A 23180-nucleotide genomic window follows, 5' to 3' on the forward strand; every position below is an offset into this window, starting at 1 on the left:
GACTAAGGGTAACTTTGCCGCTGTCTAGGAGCCTGTCGGACTTAAAAGCCAATAGTCCCTTCGGTAACTTGGTTAGATAAAATAGGTGGTATAGAAAGAACCAGCAACCGGGAGAGCCCTTGATGAGTCGATTCATTCCTGTCAACCGCCATCAAGTCTATCTATTACCCCCCTCGGTGGACGAATGGTTGCCGGAGGATCACTTGGCGCGTTTTGTCGTCGAAGTCATCGAGCAGTTGGATTTAAGCCGGTTGACGAGCCGCTATCAAGGTCGGGGTTCGGCGGCGCACCATCCGGCGATATTATTGGCACTGCTGGTCTATGGGTACGCCACCGGCGTGTTTTCCAGCCGGAAGATCGAACGGGCCACCTACGATTCGGTGGCGTTTCGTTTCTTGTCTGGTGATACCCATCCCGATCACGATACCCTGGCTCACTTCCGCAAGACGTTCCTGGTCGAGTTGGAAGACCTGTTCGTCCAAGTGCTGAGTCTGGCGCAAGCGATGAAGTTGGTGAAGCTGGGGCAAATCGCGTTGGACGGCACCAAGCTCAAAGCGAATGCCTCCAAGCACAAGGCCTTGTCCCACAGCCATATCGAAAAGCTCGAAGCACAGCTACGAGACGAAGTTCAGGCCTTACTGCAAAAGGCCGACGAAACCGACGCGGTGGACGACCGGGACGGCCTTGATCTGCCGGACGAATTGGCGCGGCGGGAAGACCGGCTGAAAGCCTTGCGTGAAGCGAAAGCCAAGATCGCCGAGCGGGCCAAACCGCGCGACGCGCAAGCCGAACAGGCATACGAGGACAAGGTGTCCCGCCGGGAAGCCCAGCGGCAAGCTGGCCAAAAGCCGCGAGGCCCGGAACCCAAGGCGCCGGTAGCCGGCCCCAAGCCCGACGATCAAATCAACCTGACCGACGAGGAATCGCGCATCCTGCCGAGTCACGAAGGCTTTGTGCAAGGCTACAACAGTCAGGCCGCCGTCGATGTCGATACGATGCTGATCGTGGCCACCACGGTCACGCAGCAGACCAACGACAAACAACAAGTTGAGCCGATGCTGGCCGAACTGAAAAAACTGCCCGACGCCTTGGGCCAAGCCGAAGCCCTACTGGCGGACACCGGCTACTTCAGTGCCGCCAACGTCCAGGCTTGCGAACGAAACCGGATCGAACCTTTAATCGCCATGGGCCGTGACAGTCATCATCGGCCGTTGGCGGAACGTTTAGCCCCGGATGCGCCGGAACCGACTGGCGACGATCCGCTGGAAAAGATGGCTTGGTACTTGAAAACCCGCGAAGGCAAAGCCCGTTATGCCAAGCGCAAATGCACGGTGGAACCCGTGTTCGGGATCATCAAACAGGTACTCGGCTTTCGCCAATTCTCCTTACGCGGTCTGGATGCGGTCACCGGTGAGTGGAAACTGGTGACCATGGCCTTCAACTTGAAACGGATGCATATCTTGGCGAGGGGCGTCTAATGGTCGAAACGATTGGTCAGCAAAAGGCTCGATTGGCGTTATCGGAATCCAACGCCAAAACGCTCGCCTAACCAGTGGCAAATCCTTCCTTCGACCGCCGTCTTCGCTGAGCTGGATGACAACAGATGTGCTGGTAAGTTAAGTCCGACAGGCTCCTAGGTAATGCCGATAGGCCGCTTCTGCGCGCTTGGTGTCTTGGCTATCTTCCAGGTGGTCGAGTAGTGTGGTTTTAACCGGTTGGGCAGGGCCTAGGTGCTATTGCTCGGCCAGTACGCCAGCGGTTTCGTCGTCGAGTTCTAATGTCATCGTGGCGAGTTCTCATAGCGTTAAATCAGGTGGGCGATTTTTAGCAATACGCCAATAATCAAACTGGTTTGCAGAAACCCCGCGCCAATAATCCAGCGGGTTAAATCGGCCTTGGTTTCGGCAATCCGTTGATTGGTTTCGGCAATCATGCGCCCGGTCTCGGCTCTTAACAACTCGGTTTCGTGACGTAATGCGGTTTCCATTTCTTTCAGGTCACGCTTGGTGGCTACGTCGTCAAGGTGATAATCGTGACGGGCCTGCTCAAGCGTGTTGTCGGTGGCGGTGCGTTGCAATTCGGTTAATACCTGTGCTTGTTCTTCGCTGAAACCTACCGATTTAAGACGATTGGCAAATTGCAGGGTATCAAATGGAATAGCGTTCATGGTTGTTCCAGTAGATTAAGGGTTAGCGCCGAATATCCGGCTGTTCATGCGTTCGACTACGCCGGCAATATGGGCGTCGGACAGGTGCGCGTAACGCTTCACCATGTCCAGGGTACGGTGACCAAGGACGGCGGCAATATCGACCATGGACGCGCCGCCCATTGCCAAATAAGATGCTGTGCAATGTCTCAAGTCGTGCCAGCGAAAATTATTCACCTCGGCGCGTTGTAAGGCTTTCAACCACGCCTTTTTTAGCTCGATGGGCTTGTGTGGGTGTGTGGGGGAGGGAAAGACTAGCGCTGTGTCCAATCGTCTAACCTTGCTCCGTTTTTGCAGCTCGGCCAACGCTTGATTGGCTAATGGTACGCGCCGCCGGTCGCCGTTTTTGGTTGCATGCAGAATGATGCAAGATTCGGAGAGATTGACCACGCCCCAAGCGGTTTCTGTTGGCGGGCTTTCCGGTTCCCGCCAGTACAGGTTCATGGTTTCCGATTGCCGCATGCCTGTAGAGATAGCCAACACAAAGGCGGGGTAAAGCAATTCGTTTGGCGACTCCTTACATGCCGCCGTTAGCCTGGATAGTTCGCCGTCATCCAAAAACCGAACGATACCGCGCGGCAGTTCCGGCATTTCAATGATGCCATCCTTGAGCGGGTTTTTCTCAATCCAGCGCCATTCTAAATGACATATTTTCAAAACGTGACCGATTGCGACAAAGTGGCGTTTGACGGTTGCAGCGGCTAGCGGCCTGCCTTTATTGCCGCCGTGGTTTACTAGCTTATCCCGGCAGGTAACAAAATCCGTTATGCTCAAATCGGACAGGCGAAGGTAGCCTATTTCAGATTTCCACCATTCGAGAATCGGGCCGCGTATGCGCAGCTCGTTAGGTTTGAATTTGTTGGGGGCTACGTCGGTTGCATACCGGTCTATCATATCCGCGACCGTGTGCTTTTTTGCTTCGGCTGTTTTGAAGTGCCGCCCCTCCTTGATTGCAGCTTCCGTTAATTGTGCCCACTTGCGCGCATCGGTCAGGCGGTTAAAACTTTCGTTTTGTGGTGGACAGCCTTTCAGCCTAATTTGCACCGTATAGTAAGTCTCGCCGGTTTTGGTGGTGCGCTTGCGTATGTTTGCCATGTTGCCGCCTATGGGACAGCAATCGGCGTTTTGGTATGATGCCCTCAGCCATTGCTTAACCCTGTCCGTTAAGTGTATCGGTTAGGGCTTGATGATGTTGGTAGCGTCATCAGGCCCGTTTTGTTTGCGGGTTTAAGTATACTGCAGCGTCACACTCACGTCACACTAAGCCACAAAATCCATAAGAAGTGACAAACGCTAGGCCAAGATGTTTGTGAGTAAGTGTTTGATTTTTATTGTTACGTTTTGTTGTGCTTTGTGGTGGCTTTTGATTTGAAGCGCACTCATAAGGGACAGGTCGGACGTTCGAACCGTCTCCGGGACGTCATATAAAACAATGGCTTGAAGTGTTTATAACCATTCGGGTATGTGGCGCCGCGAAAAATCGCGCCGATTTCGATTCGTCGCGACGCCAAAAAAGTTTGCAAAATCGGCGTCAATCCCGTTAGACGATATTGAAATCCGCCGCCGTCAAAGCCGGAATGCCGGTCAGCGACACAAACTCGACTCGGGCGCCGACGCCGTTGCCGTCGGCGTCGTAGTAAAGGCTGCCGTCGTTGGTGTCGTAGATCAGGTAGTCGTTGGCGTCCAGCGCGGTCGCGCCGGCGCCTGACCTGAATTGATCGGCCGCGATGTTACCGGTCGCGGTAAACGCCGCGAAAATCGCGTTGTCCAGCCGCAAGGTGTCGTCAACGACGCTGAAATCCGAGATTAAGTCGTTGTTGGTCAACGCGTTCAACGCGGTATCGAACACGAACAGATCGGTACCGGCGCCGCCGTTCAGAATGTCATTGCCCAGCCGCCATTAATGACATCGTTGCCGCTGCCGCCGCTGATCGAGTTGTTGCCGCCGTTTCCGGCTAAGGTGTCGTTGTAGCCGCTGCCGCTCAGATTCTCAAAGTTGCTCAGGGTATCGGTACCCGCTCCGCCGGTGTTTTGCGCGACGATCAGGCCCAGGTTGACGGTCACCGCGCTGGAGGCGCTGCTGTAGGAAACCGTATCGGTACCGGCGGCGCCATCCAGCGTGTCGTTGCCCGAACCGCCGGTCATCACGTTGTTACCACTGTTACCGATCAACGTGTCGTTGTAATTGCTGCCGGTCAAGTTCTCGAAGTTGCTCAAGGTATCGGTTCCCGCGCCGCCGGTATTTTGCGCGACAACCAGTCCCAGATTGACGGTCACCGCGCTGGAGGCGCTACTGTAAGACGCAGTGTCGGTACCGGCTGCGCCGTCCAGGATGTCGTTACCAGCGCCGCCTTCGATGATGTTGCCGCCGCCATTGCCGGTCAAGGTGTCGTTGAGGCTACTACCGGTCAGATTCTCGAAATTGCTCAGCGTATCGGTGCCGGCGCCGACGGTGTTTTGTGCTACCGTCAAGCCGAGATTGACAGTGACCGCCGTCGAATTTCCGGCATAGGACGCCGTATCGGTACCCGCGCCGCCGTCCATCACGTCGTCGCCGAGGCTGCCAATCATCACGTTGTTGCCGCTGTTACCGGTCAGCGTGTCGTTCAGGCTACTACCGGTCAGATTCTCGAAATTGCTCAAGGTGTCGGTGCCGGCGCCTATCGTGTTCTAAGCGGTTGTCAGACCCAGATTGACGGTCACCCCTGCGGACGATCCGCCGTAAGACGCGGTATCGGTGCCGGCACCGCCGTCCATCACGTCGTTGCCCAAGCCGCCGATTATCACGTTATTTCCGGCGTTGCCTGTCAGCGTGTCGTTAAGATTGCTACCGGTCAGATTCTCGAAATTGCTCAGCGTATCGATGCCGGCGCCGGCTCCGCCGTCCATGATGTCGTCGCCGACGTCGCCCAGGATAGTATTGGCACCGGCATTGCCGGTAATCGTATTGTTTAGCGCGTTGCCGATGCCGGTCACGGCATTGCCGGCTAGCCTTAAAATTTCCACGTTCGCGCCCAAGGTATGCGACGACAAATAACTGATGACGGTGTCGGTGCCGTTACCGCCGGATTCGCTATAACTGTCGCCGCTTTGTTCGATGATATAGGTGTCGTTACCGGCGCCGCCGGCGTAACTGTCGTTACCCAAGCCGCCGTCGAATCAATCGTCGCCGTTATTGCCGCTCAGCGAATCGGCGAATTCCGTCCCTTTCGAGACGTCATGCCCGCTGGTACCGTTGATTACAACTGGCGCGACCGGCGCGGGGCTCTCGTTATCGATAATGGTAGCGGTCGCTAAAGGCGTGGCAATCGTGGCATTGACCGCGCCGTTGAGAGTTAGCGTAAAGTTTTCGAGCGTGGTTTCCGCGACGATGTCGTCGGCTAACGTGATTCGCACCGATTTGGTGATTTCGCCGGGCGCGAACACCAACGTGCCACTGGCGTTTGAAAAATCGCCGCCACTGGTGGCCGTGCTGCTGGCGGTCGAATAATTCACTTTAACCTGGGACGCGCTGGGCGCCGATAAGGAGACCAGAAAGTCGACCGTACCCTTGGTTTCCAACGCCACCGCTTCGGCGATTGTGATTGATGGCAACGCCGCCGGAGCGGCATCGCTGTTGGCGATCACGACATGCGAAATGGCATCGCCAATGGTGGCGCCGATCGGGCTGGACAACACGACATCGAAGGACTCGAAGCCTTCCGCCGCCGTGTCGTTCAAAATGCCGAACACGACTGTTTTGGCAACTTCGCCTGGCAAGAATGCCACTTTCCCGAACGGGAAGCTCCGGAAATCGCCGCCGTCCGTCGCTATCACGTTTTGCGAGCCGACATTCAGCGTCACGTTGCCGGTGGACGGTTTATCTAAAATCACGGTCACGCTGACGGTTTGCGCGCTTTCGTCGACTACCGCGTCGGTAATACGAGCAATGGGCGTGCCGGAGGCGGCGTCGTTGTCGATGATGTCGGCGATCGCGCGTTCGTCGGCGATGGTGGCGTTGGCGCTGGGCGAGTACAGGTCCTGGAAGAAGTTTTGCAGGGATTCGGGGCTGACGTCGTTGGTCAGTTTGACCCGCACTGTCTTTTCGGTTTCACCGGCCGCGAAGGTCAAAAAGCCGGACTGGCTATCGAAATCGCTACCGCTGCCGGCCGTGCCGCCGACGGTGGTGTAATTCACTTTCACCGTGCCGGTGTTGGGTTTGTCCAGCCGGACAATGAAGTCGGCGTAGGCTTGCGATTCGTCCACCACCAGATCGTCCACGTAAATATTCGAGTTGGTCACCGCCGCCGCGTCGTTTTCGAAGATGATCGCGGTGCCGGTGCCGTCCAGGGTGGTGGCGTTGCTTAGGCTGGACAGCACCAGATTGAAGGCTTCCGAGCTTTCCGCCGCCGTGTCGTTGATCAGGGTGACCTTGACGGTCTTGGCGGTTTCGCCGGGTGCGAACACCAGGCTGCCGCTGGCGGCCACGTAGTCGGAGCCGGCGCTGGCGCTGCCGTTTTGGGTGGCGTAGTTCATGGTCACCACGCTGGTGGACGGCCGGTCCAGGGTAATCACGAACACGGCTTCCCTGCCGGGTCGGAGCCGGCGCTGGCGCTGCCGTTTTGAGTGGCGTAGTTCATGGTCACCACGCTGGTGGATGGCCGGTCCAGGGTAATCACGAACACCGCCTCCTTGGTGGCCTCATCGACGATGAAGTCGTTGATGCCGACCACCGGCGTGCCGGAGGCGGCGTCGTTATCGACGATGCTGGCCATGCCCCATTCGTCGGCGACGGTGGCGTTGGCGCTGGGCGCGGTCAGCCGTAGGAAGAAGTTTTGCAGCGATTCCAGCGCCGTGTCGTTGATGATCGGCACGCTAACCGTTTTAGTCAACTCGCCGGCCAAAAAGCTCAGTGTCCCGTTTACGCCGGTAAAATCACTCCCGCTGGTCGCGGTACCGTTTGACGTTGAGTAATTCACCGTAACCGTTGTCGCGTTTGCGACATCGAGTCTCACGGTAAATACCGCATTGCCATTGGTTTCGTCTACAAACAGATCATCAACCGAAATCATACTAATCGCCACGGCGCTTCTCCTAGAAGATTGTTATTTTTAATTTTCACGCGAAATTAACCCGACGATTTGGCGACGAAATGGCGATTGACGCTGGCTCAAGGAAAAGTGCGCGCAAAAAACCGTTCTCGCCACCGATAAAATCGGCGAGTCGTGTTGGTTAACCGGGTAATGAGTGGGGATAGATGAGATGAGGCAATATATGGCCTAGACTCGGAAAGCGCCCGCAACTGGTATCTTGTTAACTTGCCCTCAGGCAGTCCGGCTGTCCGATCTGGATCCGCGACTTTCCGCCCCTATTTTCCAATAGGTTTAGCTAATCTGAATGGGGTGATGTTAAGGACAGCGACGCGCTTTTGTCAACCACGAGTCGGCGCTAGATTTTCGAGCTGTTTTTTCTTGCGATGGCAATGATTTCATTAACTTGACTGCTAGCGGTTTCCTGGTTTTTCTGGAGCCGATTCTTCAAGTAGTTTGCCGATAAGCCCTTTTTGCTTGTGTTTGGCACTGGCGCGTTGTTGTCCATGGGCATTCGGATTTTATATCGGCACTAAGGCTAATCCCAGTCTCTCAAAATGCCGTTGACCCATGGCAATTAAAAGGTGTTAGAAGCCATGCTAAGGTGTCTAACACGATACGCCGTTGCGTCTTTCGGTTTCTGGGTCCAATTCAAGCTATCTATCCAGGAATGTGTTCCACTGCGGTTCTCCTCAACGCCTCGGCTTTGCGTTTCCGAGGGTTGCGTTCCGAACTTCCAGCAATTAGCTTGGGTTTGATAGCAGAACCGCGTTTGTAGCAGAGCCGACAAAACCACTGAATTTTATACGGTTGTTGCCAGCCGGCTGCCGGCAGCCGAATTCCGGATGCCTTGCCGTACATGGGCTGGCGAGGCGCCGGTAAAATTGGATTGAAATTTGCTTTACCCCGGTATCCTTCACCTTCTTTTACATGGGGCGCAATATGTCGAACAGTGTTTTTTCCGAAATCTTGAGCGGCTTGTACGACAATCAAGTCATACCTTATCTGGGACCTGGCGTGGTGTTCGACGCCCAGAACAAACTGACTCGCGAGCCCATGCCGGCCGATAGCGATAGCTTGATTCTGGCGATGAACGGTGGCAAACCGATGGCGCCGAAATTGATGTACGAATTTCCGCGCGCCGCGATGAACCAGGAACTGAAGCGCGGCCGCTCGTTTCTGACCCAGTTTCTGGACAAAACTTACGGCGATGCCCAATACACTCGGGCGGCGCTGCACGATTGGCTGGCCGAATGGCGGCCCAAATACGTCATCGATATCAACCGAGACACCCAGTTGCAGGATAGCTATTCCGACGAAGAGCATACCTTGGTCGTCGGTGTCGCTCGGATTACCGCTACCGCGTTCCGGTTTAGAATTTACCATTACGACGGCTCCAGCTATTTCGAAATCCCGCAAGAACAAGTCGACAAGAAGTTGCCGGTACTGTTTAAGCCGATGGGCACGCCACGCCCCGAAGCTAACTATGTCGTTTCCGATGCCGACTATGTCGATTACATCACGGAGCTAATGGGCGGCTTCGCGATTCCGGATTTCTTGAAGGATTACCGCAAAGGCAAGAAATATCTGCTGATCGGCTTGCCGCTGAACCGCGACTCCGAGCGCATGGTGATGAGCGACATCGTCTATTCCGCCGCCGAGCCGAAAGGTTGGTTTATGCGCAAGAATCCGACCCCCAAGGAAATACGCTTTAGCGAACGTCTGGGCTTTGAATTGATCGACGCCGATGTGCAAGAGTTCTTGCAGGCCGTGCAAGGCAGCGCGGTCGCCGCGGCGTAATCCTTGGCCGTAAGCAAACCCGGTTCGGTCGTCAGGCGCGGATTGGGTTTGCGCTTTCTGGCCGAACGAACCGTGGCAATAGTGGTTCGCCAGCGGCAAACCCCGATAACTCCCGTCGTTTGGCCAAAATCCAAGTTTCTAACACCGCAAGCGTAACGTAGTTTGTCTTGTCGATCGGGCTCTGGTCGAATCGTCGGCGCGATGAGTTATTGGCTCGGTCTGGCGGACGGAAGGACCGCTCGCGCTAAACACGGGCAATGTCGCGTCGTTCCATCCGCGCCGGCACAAACCGGCTGCCTCATTAACCTTTTACGATGTTATTGGTTTGGCTGTCCGCCTCGGCTTACGGGGATTGTCGTTCCGGATAGCGGTCCTGTCACATTCCTGTAACTTGTTGGGCTTACAGTCAGGCATTTCCGGCTTTGGGCCGTTTTACGAGTGGCGAACGATGACGACTTTGAGCGAGAGCGCGACTGGCGCGCACACTGTGCGGGCATTCGACGATGAATTGCAGCAGTTACACAGCTTGTTGCTGACGATGACCGAACTGCTGATGCGGCAGTTGGAACAGGCGATGCGGGCACTGGACGCCGGCGATATGGATTTGGCGGAGAAGGTACTGGCGCGTGCCAGCAAGGTCAAACATTGCGAAACTCGAATCGACAACGAGGTCTTGGCGCTGATCGCCAGACGCTGCCCGGTGGCTAACGATCTGCGCACGGCAATTTCCAGTTCGAAAATCGTTGTCGAGCTGGCGAAAATCGGCGAGGAGCTTGCGGACTTCACCCGATTGATCACGGTGCTATACGATCCGGATACCAGCGACCCGAATCCCAAGCTACTGGCCGACATTATCAAGATCGGCGATTTGATCAGGCTGATGTTGAGCAAGTTGATTCAGGCGTTGGAGCAGAGCGACACCGAACCGGCCTACGCCTTGTTGCGTCACGACAGGGATTACGAAATCGAGTTGCAGGAAGGTATACGCCACCAGTTGGCCCTGGTGCTGAAGGACGTCAGGATGACGCGCCGCGCGCTGGATGTGATGCAAATGATGAAAGCGCTAGAACGCTGCGGCGAGCATAGCCGTAATATTGCCCAGTACTTGATTTTCATGCTGGACGGTATCGACGTACGCCACGCTCGCGGTTAATCTCTTCACGCCATTTGGCGTTCAAATCCTACACGGCGTGGGGCATTCGGTCCGCTCTTCGTCGCTCCTGGCTGCAATTGCGGTTAAAATAGCCGGCTATCACTGACTTCGTTGTGGCTAATCGGCATGAAAAGACTATTGAACCAGAGCTTTCTAACCAACCTTATTTCGTTGTTGGTGATCGCCGCCGGCTACGTCAGTCCCTACTATCCCGAAACCTTGAAGGCTATCGGTTTTTTCGCGTTTTCCGGGGCGATTACCAACTGGCTGGCGATTCATATGTTGTTCGAGAAAGTGCCGCTTTTGTATGGCTCCGGCATCATTCCGGCGCGCTTTCAGGAGTTCAAGGCGTCGATCAAGGCCTTGATGATGGAACAGTTTTTTACCGTCGCGAATATCGAACAATTCATCGAGCGCGAGGAAGCCCAAGGCGGCCGGGTGTTGAACCTGGAGCCGTTGCTGAATGCGGTCGATTACGACAAGGTCTACGAAGGTTTAGTGGCGTCCATTATGAATTCGTCATTCGGCGGGATGCTGTTGATGATGGGCGGCGAGGACGCCCTGCAACCGTTGAAGCAACCGTTTACCGATAAGATGCGGCTGACCTTGGAGGAAATGGCCGAGTCTGACCGCTTCAAGCAAGCGCTACGGCAAGGCTTGAACGCGCACCGCATCGGCGAGGATTTGACCGGCAAGATCGAAGCCGTCATCGACAATCGCTTGGCGGAATTGACGCCGAAAATGGTCAAGGACATGGTGCAAGGCATCATCAAGCGGCATTTGGGTTGGTTGGTGGTTTGGGGCGGTGTATTCGGCGGGGTGCTCGGCGCCGTGTTCGGTTTTGCCTGAGACGCGCATGACGACGCTCGAACTGGCCTACGAGAGTTACGGCGAACCAGGCGATACGCCGCTTTTGTTGATTCATGGTTTCATGGCGTCCTCGCGCAATTGGCGGACCGTCGCCAAACAACTGGCGCGGCGTTACCATGTTTATGTATTGGACATGCGCAACCACGGCGCGTCGCCGCATGCGACGCTGCTAGACTATCCGAGCATGGCGGCCGATTTAGCGGCGTTTATCGACAATTTGGGATTGGATCGCGTGCATTTGCTGGGGCACAGCATGGGCGGTAAGGTGGCGATGTGGCTGGCGTTGAACCAACCGCAGCGGATCGATCGCTTGATCGTCGCCGATATCGCGCCAGTTGGCTACCGGCACAGTTTCGATGCGCTGATCGACGCGTTGCGGGCCGTGCCGGTGGAGAGCATCGTTAACCGCAAGCAGGCCGAGGAGGCTTTGGCGGACGGCATTCCCGATCAGGCCTATCGGCAATTTCTGCTGCAAAACCTGTTGCTGAAAGATGGCCGTTACCAGTGGCGCATCGATTTGGACATTATTCGGGATAACGCCCATCACATCGTCGGCTTCCCGGACGCGGCGGGCCGGGCGTATTCCCGGCCGGCGCTGTTTATCGGCGGCGGCAAGTCCCGCTACCTCGATCGCGCGGCGATTGGTCGATTGTTTCCGCTCGCCAGCGTCTCCGAAATTCCCGACACCGGGCATTGGCTGTATGTCGAGGCGCCGCATGCCTTCTGCGGTCTGGTGGACGACTGGCTTGCCGGGCCGGATTAGCTGCTCGGGCCGGTTTTGAACCTTGGTACACTTGCCGGAATTCGCTAGAACATTAAGCTTGCTTTCCCACTTGTTCCGACCATCGGGTCGAATCGACAAGCGGCGGAATTCTCAGTTTGAAACGCGCGGGGCAGCCCAAAATGACAGATCTTTTCTTCCGTAGGCGCCGGTTTCGGCGGATCGGCAAGTCGGCATTGACATTGGCCGAGTTGTTGGCGACCGGCCGGAACGCGCCGCTGAGCGATTATCTGTCGTTATCGCTCAGCGACTGCGGGCAGTACACCAAGATCAGTCTGACCACCACCGATGCCGAACCGGTCACTTATTCGGCCCTGCTGACCGACGCTTCTCAAGCCGATCTGCAATCCCTGGTCTTCGTCGCCCAAAACGGCCGGCAAGTTAACGACCCCCGCATCACTTCCTGATTCAGCTTCGGTCGGGGCCTGTGCTAAAATCGCCGGCCTAGCGGCGCGCGGGCCTAAGCACATCCAAACGCCGCGAATGCGGATTCCGCATCGAGTACCATCACTTTCTCAACCGATAACCATCAACACGCTCATGAACAAACCCAAAAAAGTCGCAATCCTTACGGCCGGCGGTTTGGCGCCATGCCTGAACTCCGCCATCGGCAGCCTGATCGAACGTTACACCGAAATCGATCCCAGCATCGAAATCATTTGCTACCGGGGCGGTTACAAAGGCCTGTTGTTGGGCGATTCGTATCCGGTGACCGCCGAAGTGCGCCAAAAAGCCGGTTTGCTACAACGTTTCGGCGGCTCGGTGATCGGCAACAGCCGGGTCAAGCTGACCAACGTCAAGGATTGCGTCAAACGCGGTTTGGTTAAGGAAGGCGAAGATCCGCAAAAAGTCGCGGCCGACCAATTGATCAAGGACGGCGTCGATATTCTGCACACCATCGGCGGCGACGATACCAATACCGCGGCGGCCGATCTGGCGGCGTTTTTGGCAAAGAACAACTACGGTCTGACCGTGATCGGTTTGCCGAAAACCGTCGACAACGACGTGTTTCCGATCAAGCAATCGCTGGGTGCCTGGACCGCCGCCGAGCAGGGCGCGCGTTATTTCATGAATGTGGTGGCCGAGAACAATGCCAACCCGCGCATGCTGATCGTCCATGAAGTGATGGGCCGCAACTGCGGCTGGCTGACCGCCGCGACCGCCCAGGAATACCGCAAATTGCTGGATAAAGCCGAGTGGTTGCCGGAGTTGGGCTTGAGCCGCGCGTCCTACGAAGTCCACGCAGTATTCGTTCCGGAAATGGCGATCGATCTGGAAGCCGAAGCCGCTCGCCTGCGCGAAGTCATGGACAAGGTCGATTGCGTCAACATCTTCGTATCCGAAGGTGCCGGCGTCGAGTCCATCGTCGCCGAAATGCAAGCTAAAGGTCAGGAAGTGCCGCGCGACGCGTTCGGCCACATCAAGCTGGATGCGGTCAACCCCGGCAAATGGTTCGGCGAGCAATTCTCGCAAATGGTCGGTGCCGAAAAAACCCTGGTGCAAAAATCCGGTTACTTCGCCCGTGCCGCCGCATCCAATATCGACGACATGCGCTTGATCAAGTCCTGCGCCGACTTGGCGGTCGAATGCGCGTTCCGCCGCGAATCCGGCGTGATCGGCCACGACGAAGACCAGGGCAATGTGTTGCGGGCGATCGAGTTCCCGCGCATCAAAGGCGGCAAGCCGTTCAACATCGACACCGACTGGTTCAACACCATGCTGGGCGAAATCGGTCAACCTAAAGGCGGCAAGGTCGACGTCAGCCATTAAGCCGCGTTCGGTTTTTGGTCTTTTAGGGGCGGATTGATCCGCCCCTTTTTATTGGCGCCGCCGCCATTTGCCGAGACCGGTCGGTTTCACAATCCCAATTCGGTTAAACCGGCATGGTCGTCCGGGCGCCGGCCCAGCGGCCAATGAAACAAGCGCTCGCCGTCGGCGATCGTTAAATCGTTGATGCTGGCGAAGCGGCGTTGCATCAATCCGTATTCGTTGAACTCCCAATTCTCATTGCCGTAACTGCGGAACCAGCGGCCGGTGTCGTCGTGCCACTCGTAGGCAAACCTTACCGCGATGCGGTGGTCGGTAAACGTCCACAACTCCTTGATCAGCCGGTAATCCAGTTCCCGGGCCCACTTGCGCTGTAAAAACTCCTTGATCTGTTGCCGACCGACCGGAAACTCGGCGCGGTTGCGCCAGCGGCTGTCCTCGGTATAAACCTGCACGACCCGGTCCGGATCGCGGCTGTTCCAGGCGTCTTCGGCCATCCGCACTTTTTGCGCGGCGGACTCGGCGGTAAAGGGGGGTAAAGGCGGTTTGGTTTCCATGATGTGCTCCGGATAAGGAAAATTGCCAGGGTAGACAGTTTTGTCTACAGGTTGATCGTATCAGGATGTAGACTGATTTGTCTACATGAGGCTCGGTATTCCAGAGTTAAGTGATCTTGAACGGCTTTCCCGCGAGCTCTTTATTCTGTTCGATTTAAGACCGCCGCCAAATCCGTCTCGTCTCCCGCCAAATGCGCATCGCGCGGCGGCAATACGTCGGCCACCGCGGCCAAGCGTTTCCAGGCCGGCGCCGGAGTTTTTCGTTCGGCTTTGGGCACGAAAGTCGATTCTTCGATCAGCGCCATTTTATGAATGTAGCGCGGGCAATTTGGGAACATTTCTCTAAGGCTTACCCGTACTACCAGTTCCGCTTCCGGCCATTCGCCGCGCAGAACATCGTCGACTTCGATGTAAGCGTCGCCGTTGAACCGCAAACGCGCTTGACGTTGAAAATCGACAAACAGCAAGCTGACATGCGGAATGATAGACACATTGCCGGCGGACAGATACATGCCGCTGCCGTCGTATAGCGGGAAGGCAATGGTCGTTTCGTCCAAGACCCTGACGAAGCCGGTGGCGCCGCCCTTGTAAGAACAGTTGGGTCGGCCGGCTTCGTCGACGGTTGCCAGGAAAAACATGTTTTGCGCTTCGATAAACTCCCGGTCTTCCGGGCCGATTTGCGTGTCCACAATCGCTTCCCGCAAGCGGTCGGCCAACGCGCGGGTTTCGAAACGATCTTGGAAGCGCCGGCTCCCCTCGTGATAAAAGTCGGTCATTCGTTAGTCCTGGTTTGATTGTGGTTGGCTGCCGCTGGTATGGCGGACGCCTGTTGGTAGGTGGCGATCAAAATTTCAGCCACTCGCTTGGCCTGCCGCGATGCGCCGGCATGGCGTTTCATTTGTTCCGAGACGATGGCGCCTTCGACCAGTAACGTGATTTGCGTTGCCAGACTATCGTGGCCAACGATGCCGCATGCCGCGGCGAGGCTGCTGATGAAGGCCGAGAATTTGTCGTAAAACTCGGCGGAAAGCTGGTGGACCGGATTGCCTTCTACCGGAAATTCGGCCGCGGCATTGATAAAGGCGCAGCCGCGAAAACTCGGAACCGACATCCAATCCTCGATCACATCGAAAATCGCCAATATCTTGTCCTTGGGATGCTCGGCTTTGTTGTTGAGTTGCTCGACGAACCAGTGCGTAAAGTCTTCATCGCGCTTGCGTAGAAAAGCCAGCACCAACTCGTCTTTCGACGAGAAATAGTTGTACAGCGTCATTTTGTTGGTGCCGGCCAATTTGACGATGGCGTCGATGCCGGTGGCCTTGATACCTTGGCTGTAAAACAGCTCGGTGGCCGCGTCGAGCAAGCGTTGTTGTAGGTTTTTTGCCATACGGATGTTATGTCGGTCCAATTTGCCAAGCGGTCAAGGGCGGCGGATACGATAAGGCCAATTTCTCGTTTGACAGCTTGCTTACCGTTCAATATACAATAAATTAACTTACCGGTAAGTAAGTTTTCGAGATTCGCGTCCGGGATAGGTCTTGAATCAGAACAGGGTATTTTTTCAAATCAGACAAAGAGGTTGTGATGAGTGTATTACTGTTGGGTGCGGCTGCCTGCATCTTGGCGTTGATATTGTCGGCGTGGTTGATGACGTTTGCTCGCTGGTTTCCGATCGAAGGCGTCGACGGCAAGTTTCTGGTGGATTACAAAACCATGATTCGGGCGCATGTGGATTACGCCTTGATGGCCTTGTTCAATTTGGGCTTTTACGGCATCGGCATCGATCTGCCGATAGTGGCTTGCTGGTGCGTCGCTATCGGCGGCTTCGCCAATCCGACCGTATTTACCATCGCCGCCTTCGATACCGATTTTTGGCGGAAGGCGCATTGGCGCGTTTATACCGCAGCTTCGTTCGTCGTTTCGACGATCGGTTTTTTGTGGATAGCCTGTGTGCTGGCCCAAGCCGCCTTGGCCGCGCTATAGATTTTGGGAAGAAACCGTCTGGAAAGAAACCGACCAAGAAGGCTGGTAGGTCGTCGTTAACAATCCATCGGCTGTCTCGGCGGAAGGTCCGTCGAAGTTAACCTGAATCTTCGAATAGTGCATCGCGAACCCTACGCGAAAGCGGGCGAACATAAGAGTTTGCTTGCCTGCGCCGGCTGGTTGAACGCCGGTATCGCGTGGCGGAGAAACGATTCGTTACGGAACCCATCGCAGTTGCCGTCGGGTTCCGGCTCAACGCGTTCTTTTGATCCGGCCGGACTGGCGCCGTGATTGGGTTCGGTGGGAGCGCCGGCTCGACAATCCGCGCTACAATCGCCAACATGAATGACAAGAGTCCATCGATAGCCGATAAACCGCCGCGCGAGCGTATTTTGCTGACCGCGCACGATCTGTTTTACCGTGACGGCATCCGCGCCACCGGCATCGACAAAGTCATCGCCGAATCCGGCGTGACCAAGGTGACGTTTTACCGGCAATTCCCTAGCAAGAACGATTTGATTCTGGCGTTCTTGAATTACCGCCACCAGCGTTGGATGGCGTGGTTCGAGGACGCGCTGGCCCGCCATGGCGGTCGGGACGGAGGCGGCCTGGCGCCGGTAAGCTTGGCGCTGGCGGAGTGGTTCGACAACCCGTTGTTTCGCGGTTGTGCGTTTATCAATAGCGTCGCCGAGTTAGGCGGGGCGATGCCGGAAGTGGTGGCGATCTGTCGAGACCATAAACAGGATATGGAGCGGGTCATAGCCCGCTTGCTGCCGGACGGCCCGATGCGCGGGCGTCTGGCCGAGGCGGCGGCGATTGCGGTGGACGGCGCCATCATCCGGGCGCAGGCCGAGCCTAATCGCCCAGATGACGAGGCCGCGCGGCGAGCCGCGCTACGCGGCTTGGAAACCTTGCTGGCGGCCTTGTCGGCCGCCAGCTTAGCCTGGGTTGAAGCGGCGCCAGATTAATTTTTCGAGCCCCACCATTGCATAAATAACCCAGCCGACCGCGACGATTAACAACCATTCCTCGCTGCCGATCGGCGCGCTGCCGAACAAGGCTTGCATGGTCGGCCAATAAGTGAATAGCAGTTGCAGTCCTATCATGCTTAATACGCCAAATATCACCCAGGGGTTGGAAAACACCCCGACCTTGAACATCGAGTAGCGCAACGAGCGGCAATTGAACAAATAAAACAATTCGCCGAATACAAAGACGTTGACCGCGACCGTGCGGGCCTTGGCGAGCGTTTCGCCGTGACTCAATTCCCACTCGAACAAACCGAACGCGCCGGCCAGCAACAGCACCCCGACCAGGCAAATTCGGAATGCCAAGTGCTTGGTGAGTATCGGTTGGTCGGGGCTGCGCGGCTTGCGCCGCATCAGGCCGGGTTCCTTGGGTTCGAAGGCCAGCATCAAGCCCAGCAACACGGCGGTGGTCATGTTGATCCACAAAATTTGCACCGGCGTGATCGGCAGGGCAACGTTGGCAAACACTGCGGCCGTTATCACCAAGCCTTCGCCGAGATTGGTCGGTAGGGTCCAGGCGATGAATTTGATCAGATTGTCGAACACGCCGCGGCCTTCCTCGATCGCGGCTTCGATGGTCGCGAAGTGGTCGTCCGTCAAAATCATCGCCGCGGCTTCCTTGGCGACTTCGGTGCCGCCCATGCCCATCGCCACGCCAATATTGGCTTGGCGTAGCGCGGGGGCGTCGTTGACGCCGTCGCCGGTCATCGCCACGACATGGCCGGCCGATTGTAGCGCTTCTACCAGTGCCAGCTTTTGCTCGGGGGCGATGCGGGCATAAACCGAGCAGGTCGCTAGCGTTGCAGGGTAATCGGCCGGCGCGAGCCGTTGCAACTCAACGCCACTGATCACCCGCTCGGCCTGGCGCATGCCGAGTTGCTTGGCGATGGCCAGCGCGGTGACCGGATGGTCGCCGGTAATCATTTTGACGGCGATGCCGGCCCGGTAGCAGGCGGCAATCGAGGCTACCGCTTCCGGCCGGGGCGGGTCCATCATTGCTTGCAGGCCGATCAGCGTGAGGCCGCCGGCGACTTCGGCGTGGGCAAGCGCGTCGTCTTGATGGTCGCGGCGGGCGAAGGCCAATACCCTCAGGCCCTGTTCGGCCATCTCTTCCAGTTGGCGAATCAGGCGCTCCTTGTTGAGCGCGACCGGCTGCATATGGGGGTCCAATGCGCTGTCGCAGCGGGCCAGCACGCTTTCCAAGGCGCCTTTTACATAGATCCGCCGGCTGTCGGTCGTCGGGTCATGGTTCAGCGTTGCCATGAATTGGTGTTGCGATTCGAACGGGATCGCGTCCAGGCGGGGATGGGCGGTGCTGACGGCGGCATGGCGCAGACCGGCCTTGCGTGCGGCCACCAGCAGCGCGCCTTCGGTGGGGTCGCCTTCGATGCGCCAGTGGTTGGATTCGGCGATCAGACGGGCGTCGTTGCACAATAAGCCGGCCTTCAGGCATTCCATTAGTGTCGGATAGCTTAGGTAGTCTATCGCTTGGCCGTTGTGGCGAAACTCGCCGTCCGGCGTGTAGCCGGAGCCGCCGACTTGGAAATAATCGCCGCCGGCGTATATCGCTTGTACCGTCATCTGGTTTTGGGTCAGCGTGCCGGTTTTGTCGGAACAGATGACGGTGGTGCTGCCCAAGGTTTCGACAGCCGGCAATTTGCGGACGATGGCGTTGCGCTTGGCCATCCGCGATACGCCGATCGCCAACGTGATCGTAATCGCGGCCGGCAAGCCTTCCGGTATCGCGCCGACCGCCAGCGCGACCGAGGCCATGAACATCTGCAGCATCGATTCGCCGCGCCAGACGCCGACCGCAAAGGTCAGCACCGCGCAGCCGACGATGACCCACAACAGCCATTGGCTGAATTCACTCATTTTTTGGGTCAGCGGCGTATCCAGCTCGGTGGCGCTGGCGATCATCCGGTTGATTCGGCCAATTTCGGTACGGTCGCCGGTTTCGACGACGACGCCGACGCCACTGCCGAACGTGACCAGCGTTGACGAATACGCCATGTTAGCGCGGTCGGCTAGCGCGGTTTCGTCGGCCAGCGTCATCTGGCGTTTTTCGATCGGCACCGATTCGCCGGTCAGGGCCGATTCGTCGATTTGCAGATCGCGGATGCGTAGTAGGCGCAGGTCGGCCGGCACCTTGTCGCCGGACTGCAACACGACGATGTCGCCGGGTACTAATTCCGGCGCGGCGACGGCGCGGCGCTGGCCGTCGCGCAACACCGTGGCGCCAACGCTTAACGCGCGCGCCAGGGCGTCGATGGCTCGGATCGCGTTGTATTCCTGAACAAAGCCGATCAGTGCGTTGACCACTACCACACCGAAGATGACGCTGCTGTCCACCCATTCTTCCAGGAATGCGGTAACCGCTCCGGACAGCAATAGGATGTAGACTAACGGTTGGTGAAATTGCGACAAAAATAGCTGGACCGGTCCCTTGCCGCGACGCGGCGTTAATCGGTTAGCCCCGTAATCGGCTAGGCGTTTTTCGACTTCCTCGGCCGCCAGGCCCTGACCGATGTTGACGCGCAATTCGCGGAGCAGTCGATCTTCGGCGACGGCGTGCCAAACGGTTTTTTCGGCGGAGGGTGAACCGGCTTTGGCGGGTCGTTTTCTAATGGGCATCGGCTTCCTTGAGGCTGGCGAAAATTTGCGCTTGTTCCCCGGTAATTATAGGGTTATAGTCCGAATCGAGGCCTAAGGCCTTATTTTAGAAAAATAAAAACAAAACAATCGGAGGTAGTTATGGGTGGAGTCATCGAGCTGATGGTGCTGATGTTGATCATTGCCGTGTTCGCATTCGCGCCGCTAGGGTACTTTATTTACATGTATACGATGAAAAACGGCGAGCCTTTCGGCGACATCGAGCCGCATGGCGATAGCGAGTCGGCGTTGTTGAACAACGTTGCCAGAATCATTGAAATGGTCAGGCATAAAATCGGCAAATAAGTGTTAGGCGCATCGAAAAAGCCGGGGCAACCCGGCTTTTTTGCGACTATCGGTGTGAAACGCTGCCGCAGGTTGGGCAAGCCGGGTTGCGTTTTAGGCGCATGCCATGCCATTCCATCGTTAAACCGTCCAATAGTAGTAATCGGCCCGTCAACGGCTTGCCGCAGCCGACTAGCAGCTTTATCGCTTCCAGCGCCTGCATGCTGCCAACGATGCCGGTGATTGGCGCTATCACGCCGTTTCTGGCGCAGTTTTGCAATTCCTCGCCGTCGTTTTGGTACAAACAGTTATAACACGGACTGTCGTCCCGGCCCGGTGTAAATACGCTGATTTGACCTTCGAAACGGATGGCCGCGCCGGACACCAGCGGTTTGCAGGCCGTTACGCAGGCGCGGTTGATCGCGAAACGGGTCGGAAAGTTATCGCTGCAATCCAGTACCAAGTCGGCTTCGGCAACTTCGCGCGTCAGAGTGTCTCCCGCCAGTTTTGCCTTGTGGGCCTCTACCGAGACCCCCGGATTGATCTTTTTCAAGGTCGCTCGGGTTGAAATCACTTTATCCAACCCTATATCGGCGGTGTCGTGAGCGATCTGGCGCTGTAAATTGCTCAAGTCCACTTGGTCGTCGTCGTAAACCACCAGTTTGCCGACGCCGGCGGCGGCCAGATACATCGCGGCCGGCGAGCCAAGCCCGCCCGCACCGACGATCAGCACCGAGGCGGACAGTAGTTTTTGTTGGCCGGCGATGTCGACCTGCGGCAGCATGATCTGACGGCTGTAGCGGAGTAATTGTTCGTCGTTCATATCTTGTAAGGCTGTCGGCAAGGACCAGATGATGCCAAAGAGCTTGACAGAGTGCAAAAGCGGGATATTATTAGCACTCGTCGATAGAGAGTGCTAATAACTCGGATGCGGTTTAAAAGCCGGTCCTTCGGATCGCCGGGGCTGAGTTTTAAAACGTTTCTTAACTTGTAACTTTAACTTTATCCATATTGAGGAGACCTTGATGAACATTCGTCCGTTACATGACCGTGTAGTCGTTAAACGCGTGGAAGAAGAAACCAAAACCGCCGGCGGCATCGTGTTGCCCGGTTCCGCGGCCGAAAAACCGAGCGAGGGTGAGGTGTTGGCGGTAGGTGCCGGCAAACCGCTCGATAACGGTCAAGTGCGCCCAATGGCGGTTAAAGTTGGCGATAAGGTGCTGTTCGGTAAATATTCCGGTACCGAAGTGAAAGTCGACGGCGAGCAATACATCGTCATGCGCGAAGAAGACATCATGGGTATCCTGGGTTAATCCCGGATTGCCTAACACACCACATTGATTTCAAACTCATTTTTAGGAATTAAGAAATGGCAGCAAAAGACGTAAAATTTGGTGGCGATGCCCGTGCATTGATGGTTGCGGGCGTTAATATTTTGGCCAACGCGGTAAAAGTCACCCTGGGTCCTAAAGGCCGTAACGCGGTTCTTGACAAAAGCTTCGGTGCCCCGACCATCACCAAGGACGGCGTATCAGTCGCGAAAGAAATCGAATTGAAAGACAAATTCGAAAACATGGGCGCGCAAATGGTCAAAGAAGTGGCGTCCAAAACCTCCGACGTCGCCGGCGACGGTACCACCACCGCCACCGTACTGGCGCAAGCCATCGTTAACGAAGGCCTGAAATCGGTTGCCGCCGGCATGAATCCGATGGATCTGAAACGCGGTATCGACAGCGCGGTAACCGCCGCCGTTGCTTCAATCGAGAAAGCGGCCATCCCTTGCAGCGACAGCAAAGCGATTGCACAAGTCGGCACCATCTCGGCCAACTCCGACGAGTCCGTCGGCGCGATCATCGCCGAAGCGATGGAAAAAGTCGGTAAGGAAGGCGTTATTACCGTCGAGGAAGGTACCGGTTTGAACAACGAACTGGATGTCGTCGAAGGCATGCAATTCGATCGCGGTTATTTGTCACCGTACTTCATCAACAAGCAAGAAAGCATGAGCGTCGAACTGGACGATCCTTTCGTGTTGTTGTACGACAAAAAAATCTCCAACATCCGCGAAATGTTGCCGATTCTGGAAGGCGTGGCCAAATCAGGCCGTTCCTTGCTGATCATCGCCGAAGACGTCGAAGGCGAAGCCTTGGCGACGTTGGTGGTCAACAACATGCGCGGTATCGTGAAAGTCGCGGCAGTGAAAGCCCCTGGCTTTGGCGACCGTCGTAAAGCCATGCTGGAAGACATCGCGGTTCTGACCGGTGGCGTCGTGATTTCGGAAGAAGTCGGTTTGTCTCTGGAAAAAGCCGACATCAGCCAATTGGGTACCGCGAAACGCGTCCAAATCAATAAAGAAAACACCACTATCATCGATGGTGCCGGTGACGAAAGCCAAATCAAAGGCCGCGTCGCGCAAATTCGCGCGCAAGCCGACGAAGCGACTTCCGATTATGATCGTGAAAAACTGCAAGAACGTCTGGCCAAACTGGCTGGCGGCGTAGCGGTCATTAAAGTCGGCGCCGCGACCGAAGTGGAAATGAAAGAGAAGAAAGCCCGCGTGGAGGATGCGTTGCATTCAACCCGCGCCGCGGTTGAAGAGGGCGTCGTGGCCGGTGGCGGTACCGCGTTGATCCGCGCCTTGTCCGCGTTGGACGGCCTGAAAGGTATCAACCACGATCAAGACGTAGGTATTAGCATCCTGCGCCGCGCGATGGAAGAACCTTTGCGCCAAATCGTCACCAACGCCGGCGATGAAGCGTCCGTGGTACTGAACGAAGTCAAAAAAGGCAGCGGTAACTTCGGTTACAACGCGGCAACCGGCGAATACGGCGACATGATCGCGATGGGTATTTTGGACCCCGCGAAAGTCACCCGCTCCGCGTTGCAAAACGCCGCATCCGTGGCTGGTCTGATGATTACCACCGAAGTAATGATCGCCGACGCGCCGGCCGACAACAAAGCTCCGGCAATGCCTGACATGGGCGGCATGGGCGGCATGGGCGGCATGATGTAATCGTGCCGTTTAGCTCACG

The 23180-nt window shown here is 56.6% G+C and carries 24 protein-coding genes and 1 riboswitch; of the genes, 12 read left to right on the forward strand and 12 right to left on the reverse strand.

All coding sequences use genetic code 11. The features are described 5' to 3' along the window. The first annotated feature begins 122 nt into the window (after positions 1 to 122). Complete coding sequence (locus ACQE3D_RS02645; protein ID WP_313729190.1) at positions 123 to 1478, forward strand: IS1182 family transposase; 1356 nt, start codon at positions 123 to 125, stop codon at positions 1476 to 1478. Positions 1479 to 1804: 326 nt separating this feature from the next. On the opposite strand, the gene ACQE3D_RS02650 is transcribed toward ACQE3D_RS02645, so the two are convergent. The 7 genes from ACQE3D_RS02650 to ACQE3D_RS02680 all read right to left on the reverse strand — a co-directional run bounded on the left by ACQE3D_RS02650 (position 1805) and on the right by ACQE3D_RS02680 (position 7269). Beyond that, complete coding sequence (locus ACQE3D_RS02650) at positions 1805 to 2167, reverse strand: DUF1640 domain-containing protein (protein WP_281022131.1); 363 nt, start codon at positions 2165 to 2167, stop codon at positions 1805 to 1807. Positions 2168 to 2182: 15 nt separating this feature from the next. Then, positions 2183 to 3301: a tyrosine-type recombinase/integrase gene (locus ACQE3D_RS02655; protein ID WP_313729189.1), complete on the reverse strand. Its 1119-nt coding sequence runs from the start codon at positions 3299 to 3301 to the stop codon at positions 2183 to 2185. 445 nt (positions 3302 to 3746) lie between these two features. Further along, positions 3747 to 4055, reverse strand: coding sequence for a hypothetical protein (locus ACQE3D_RS02660; protein WP_313729188.1), 309 nt, complete (start codon positions 4053 to 4055; stop codon positions 3747 to 3749). Positions 4056 to 4081: 26 nt separating this feature from the next. Continuing rightward, positions 4082 to 4849: a calcium-binding protein gene (locus ACQE3D_RS02665; RefSeq protein WP_313729187.1), complete on the reverse strand. Its 768-nt coding sequence runs from the start codon at positions 4847 to 4849 to the stop codon at positions 4082 to 4084. A gap of 27 nt (positions 4850 to 4876) precedes the next feature. Next, positions 4877 to 5353: a calcium-binding protein gene (locus tag ACQE3D_RS02670; RefSeq protein WP_313729186.1), complete on the reverse strand. Its 477-nt coding sequence runs from the start codon at positions 5351 to 5353 to the stop codon at positions 4877 to 4879. Between the two features lie 12 nt (positions 5354 to 5365). After that, positions 5366 to 6766 carry a Calx-beta domain-containing protein gene (locus ACQE3D_RS02675; protein ID WP_313729185.1) on the reverse strand — a complete coding sequence of 467 codons (1401 nt, stop codon included), beginning with the start codon at positions 6764 to 6766 and terminating at the stop codon, positions 5366 to 5368. After that, positions 6757 to 7269, reverse strand: a complete 513-nt coding sequence (locus tag ACQE3D_RS02680) for a Calx-beta domain-containing protein (protein ID WP_313729184.1) — start codon at positions 7267 to 7269, stop codon at positions 6757 to 6759. Before ACQE3D_RS02680 ends, ACQE3D_RS02675 begins: the two co-directional genes overlap by 10 nt. Positions 7270 to 7509: 240 nt before the next feature. Continuing rightward, positions 7510 to 7584, reverse strand: a riboswitch (cyclic di-GMP riboswitch). A gap of 633 nt (positions 7585 to 8217) precedes the next feature. Between ACQE3D_RS02680 and ACQE3D_RS02685 the strand changes: the two genes are divergently transcribed. The 6 genes from ACQE3D_RS02685 (at position 8218) to ACQE3D_RS02710 (ending at position 13649) form a co-directional block, all read left to right on the forward strand. Next, positions 8218 to 9075, forward strand: a complete 858-nt coding sequence (locus ACQE3D_RS02685; RefSeq protein WP_313729183.1) for an SIR2 family protein — start codon at positions 8218 to 8220, stop codon at positions 9073 to 9075. A 448-nt stretch (positions 9076 to 9523) separates the two neighbouring features. Continuing rightward, on the forward strand, positions 9524 to 10228 hold the full coding sequence (gene phoU / locus ACQE3D_RS02690) for a phosphate signaling complex protein PhoU (protein WP_064023955.1): 705 nt from the start codon (positions 9524 to 9526) through the stop codon (positions 10226 to 10228). Positions 10229 to 10354: 126 nt separating this feature from the next. Continuing rightward, positions 10355 to 11077 carry a DUF445 domain-containing protein gene (locus ACQE3D_RS02695; RefSeq protein ID WP_313729182.1) on the forward strand — a complete coding sequence of 241 codons (723 nt, stop codon included), beginning with the start codon at positions 10355 to 10357 and terminating at the stop codon, positions 11075 to 11077. 7 nt (positions 11078 to 11084) lie between these two features. After that, a complete protein-coding gene (locus tag ACQE3D_RS02700) occupies positions 11085 to 11861 on the forward strand; it encodes an alpha/beta fold hydrolase (RefSeq protein ID WP_313729181.1) in 777 nt (258 codons plus the stop codon). 140 nt (positions 11862 to 12001) lie between these two features. Beyond that, entirely contained in the window at positions 12002 to 12286 is a 285-nt protein-coding gene (locus ACQE3D_RS02705) for a hypothetical protein (RefSeq protein ID WP_168029876.1), read from the forward strand. Between the two features lie 133 nt (positions 12287 to 12419). Next, a complete protein-coding gene (locus ACQE3D_RS02710) occupies positions 12420 to 13649 on the forward strand; it encodes a pyrophosphate--fructose-6-phosphate 1-phosphotransferase (RefSeq protein ID WP_064023958.1) in 1230 nt (409 codons plus the stop codon). An 86-nt stretch (positions 13650 to 13735) separates the two neighbouring features. Here the strand turns inward: ACQE3D_RS02710 and ACQE3D_RS02715 are convergent, their stop codons facing one another. The 3 genes from ACQE3D_RS02715 to ACQE3D_RS02725 form a co-directional block, all read right to left on the reverse strand. Beyond that, positions 13736 to 14203, reverse strand: coding sequence for a DUF1348 family protein (locus ACQE3D_RS02715; protein ID WP_168029879.1), 468 nt, complete (start codon positions 14201 to 14203; stop codon positions 13736 to 13738). A 140-nt stretch (positions 14204 to 14343) separates the two neighbouring features. Further along, a complete protein-coding gene (locus ACQE3D_RS02720; RefSeq protein WP_168029881.1) occupies positions 14344 to 14979 on the reverse strand; it encodes a pyridoxamine 5'-phosphate oxidase family protein in 636 nt (211 codons plus the stop codon). Continuing rightward, positions 14976 to 15590, reverse strand: coding sequence for a TetR/AcrR family transcriptional regulator (locus ACQE3D_RS02725; RefSeq protein WP_168029883.1), 615 nt, complete (start codon positions 15588 to 15590; stop codon positions 14976 to 14978). The genes ACQE3D_RS02720 and ACQE3D_RS02725 overlap by 4 nt, the downstream gene beginning before the upstream one ends. A gap of 197 nt (positions 15591 to 15787) precedes the next feature. Here ACQE3D_RS02725 and ACQE3D_RS02730 point away from each other — a divergent pair, with 197 nt between their 5' ends. Both ACQE3D_RS02730 and ACQE3D_RS02735 read left to right on the forward strand, forming a co-directional pair. After that, the gene (locus ACQE3D_RS02730) at positions 15788 to 16186 is read left to right on the forward strand and encodes a hypothetical protein (RefSeq protein WP_064023962.1); all 399 of its coding nucleotides are present in this window, start codon (positions 15788 to 15790) and stop codon (positions 16184 to 16186) included. 341 nt (positions 16187 to 16527) lie between these two features. Continuing rightward, positions 16528 to 17154 (forward strand): TetR/AcrR family transcriptional regulator, encoded by a 627-nt coding sequence (locus tag ACQE3D_RS02735; protein WP_168029885.1) that lies wholly within the window; start codon positions 16528 to 16530, stop codon positions 17152 to 17154. Here the strand turns inward: ACQE3D_RS02735 and ACQE3D_RS02740 are convergent. After that, positions 17125 to 19848 (reverse strand): cation-transporting P-type ATPase, encoded by a 2724-nt coding sequence (locus ACQE3D_RS02740; RefSeq protein WP_313729180.1) that lies wholly within the window; start codon positions 19846 to 19848, stop codon positions 17125 to 17127. The two genes, ACQE3D_RS02735 and ACQE3D_RS02740, sit on opposite strands and share 30 nt — an antisense overlap. A 120-nt stretch (positions 19849 to 19968) precedes the next feature. Here ACQE3D_RS02740 and ACQE3D_RS02745 point away from each other — a divergent pair, with 120 nt between their 5' ends. After that, the gene (locus tag ACQE3D_RS02745; protein ID WP_064023965.1) at positions 19969 to 20172 is read left to right on the forward strand and encodes a hypothetical protein; all 204 of its coding nucleotides are present in this window, start codon (positions 19969 to 19971) and stop codon (positions 20170 to 20172) included. Between the two features lie 46 nt (positions 20173 to 20218). Here the strand turns inward: ACQE3D_RS02745 and ACQE3D_RS02750 are convergent, their stop codons facing one another. Next, the gene (locus tag ACQE3D_RS02750; protein ID WP_313729179.1) at positions 20219 to 20974 is read right to left on the reverse strand and encodes a HesA/MoeB/ThiF family protein; all 756 of its coding nucleotides are present in this window, start codon (positions 20972 to 20974) and stop codon (positions 20219 to 20221) included. Positions 20975 to 21176: 202 nt separating this feature from the next. Between ACQE3D_RS02750 and groES the strand changes: the two genes are divergently transcribed. Next, positions 21177 to 21464, forward strand: a complete 288-nt coding sequence (gene groES, locus ACQE3D_RS02755) for a co-chaperone GroES (RefSeq protein WP_064023967.1) — start codon at positions 21177 to 21179, stop codon at positions 21462 to 21464. A 56-nt stretch (positions 21465 to 21520) separates the two neighbouring features. Then, a complete protein-coding gene (gene groL / locus ACQE3D_RS02760; protein WP_064023968.1) occupies positions 21521 to 23161 on the forward strand; it encodes a chaperonin GroEL in 1641 nt (546 codons plus the stop codon). Positions 23162 to 23180 lie beyond the last annotated feature (19 nt).

It is taken from the genome of Methylomonas sp. MS20, assembly GCF_050275925.1.
In the GTDB taxonomy this organism is placed as follows: domain Bacteria; phylum Pseudomonadota; class Gammaproteobacteria; order Methylococcales; family Methylomonadaceae; genus Methylomonas; species Methylomonas koyamae_A.

Bases quoted from the DNA above. Each gene is read 5' to 3' on its own strand.
- ACQE3D_RS02695 (WP_313729182.1), top strand. From the start codon at position 10,355: ATGAAAAGACTATTGAACCAGAGCTTTCTAACCAACCTTATTTCGTTG.
- ACQE3D_RS02710 (WP_064023958.1), top strand. From the start codon at position 12,420: ATGAACAAACCCAAAAAAGTCGCAATCCTTACGGCCGGCGGTTTGGCG.
- ACQE3D_RS02750 (WP_313729179.1), bottom strand. From the start codon at position 20,974: ATGAACGACGAACAATTACTCCGCTACAGCCGTCAGATCATGCTGCCG.
- ACQE3D_RS02730 (WP_064023962.1), top strand. From the start codon at position 15,788: ATGAGTGTATTACTGTTGGGTGCGGCTGCCTGCATCTTGGCGTTGATA.
- ACQE3D_RS02735 (WP_168029885.1), top strand. From the start codon at position 16,528: ATGAATGACAAGAGTCCATCGATAGCCGATAAACCGCCGCGCGAGCGT.
- ACQE3D_RS02650 (WP_281022131.1), bottom strand. From the start codon at position 2,167: ATGAACGCTATTCCATTTGATACCCTGCAATTTGCCAATCGTCTTAAA.
- ACQE3D_RS02740 (WP_313729180.1), bottom strand. From the start codon at position 19,848: ATGCCCATTAGAAAACGACCCGCCAAAGCCGGTTCACCCTCCGCCGAA.
- ACQE3D_RS02720 (WP_168029881.1), bottom strand. From the start codon at position 14,979: ATGACCGACTTTTATCACGAGGGGAGCCGGCGCTTCCAAGATCGTTTC.
- ACQE3D_RS02725 (WP_168029883.1), bottom strand. From the start codon at position 15,590: ATGGCAAAAAACCTACAACAACGCTTGCTCGACGCGGCCACCGAGCTG.
- groL (WP_064023968.1), top strand. From the start codon at position 21,521: ATGGCAGCAAAAGACGTAAAATTTGGTGGCGATGCCCGTGCATTGATG.
- phoU (WP_064023955.1), top strand. From the start codon at position 9,524: ATGACGACTTTGAGCGAGAGCGCGACTGGCGCGCACACTGTGCGGGCA.
- ACQE3D_RS02655 (WP_313729189.1), bottom strand. From the start codon at position 3,301: ATGGCAAACATACGCAAGCGCACCACCAAAACCGGCGAGACTTACTAT.
- groES (WP_064023967.1), top strand. From the start codon at position 21,177: ATGAACATTCGTCCGTTACATGACCGTGTAGTCGTTAAACGCGTGGAA.
- ACQE3D_RS02705 (WP_168029876.1), top strand. From the start codon at position 12,002: ATGACAGATCTTTTCTTCCGTAGGCGCCGGTTTCGGCGGATCGGCAAG.
- ACQE3D_RS02685 (WP_313729183.1), top strand. From the start codon at position 8,218: ATGTCGAACAGTGTTTTTTCCGAAATCTTGAGCGGCTTGTACGACAAT.
- ACQE3D_RS02645 (WP_313729190.1), top strand. From the start codon at position 123: ATGAGTCGATTCATTCCTGTCAACCGCCATCAAGTCTATCTATTACCC.
- ACQE3D_RS02715 (WP_168029879.1), bottom strand. From the start codon at position 14,203: ATGGAAACCAAACCGCCTTTACCCCCCTTTACCGCCGAGTCCGCCGCG.
- ACQE3D_RS02700 (WP_313729181.1), top strand. From the start codon at position 11,085: ATGACGACGCTCGAACTGGCCTACGAGAGTTACGGCGAACCAGGCGAT.
- ACQE3D_RS02745 (WP_064023965.1), top strand. From the start codon at position 19,969: ATGGGTGGAGTCATCGAGCTGATGGTGCTGATGTTGATCATTGCCGTG.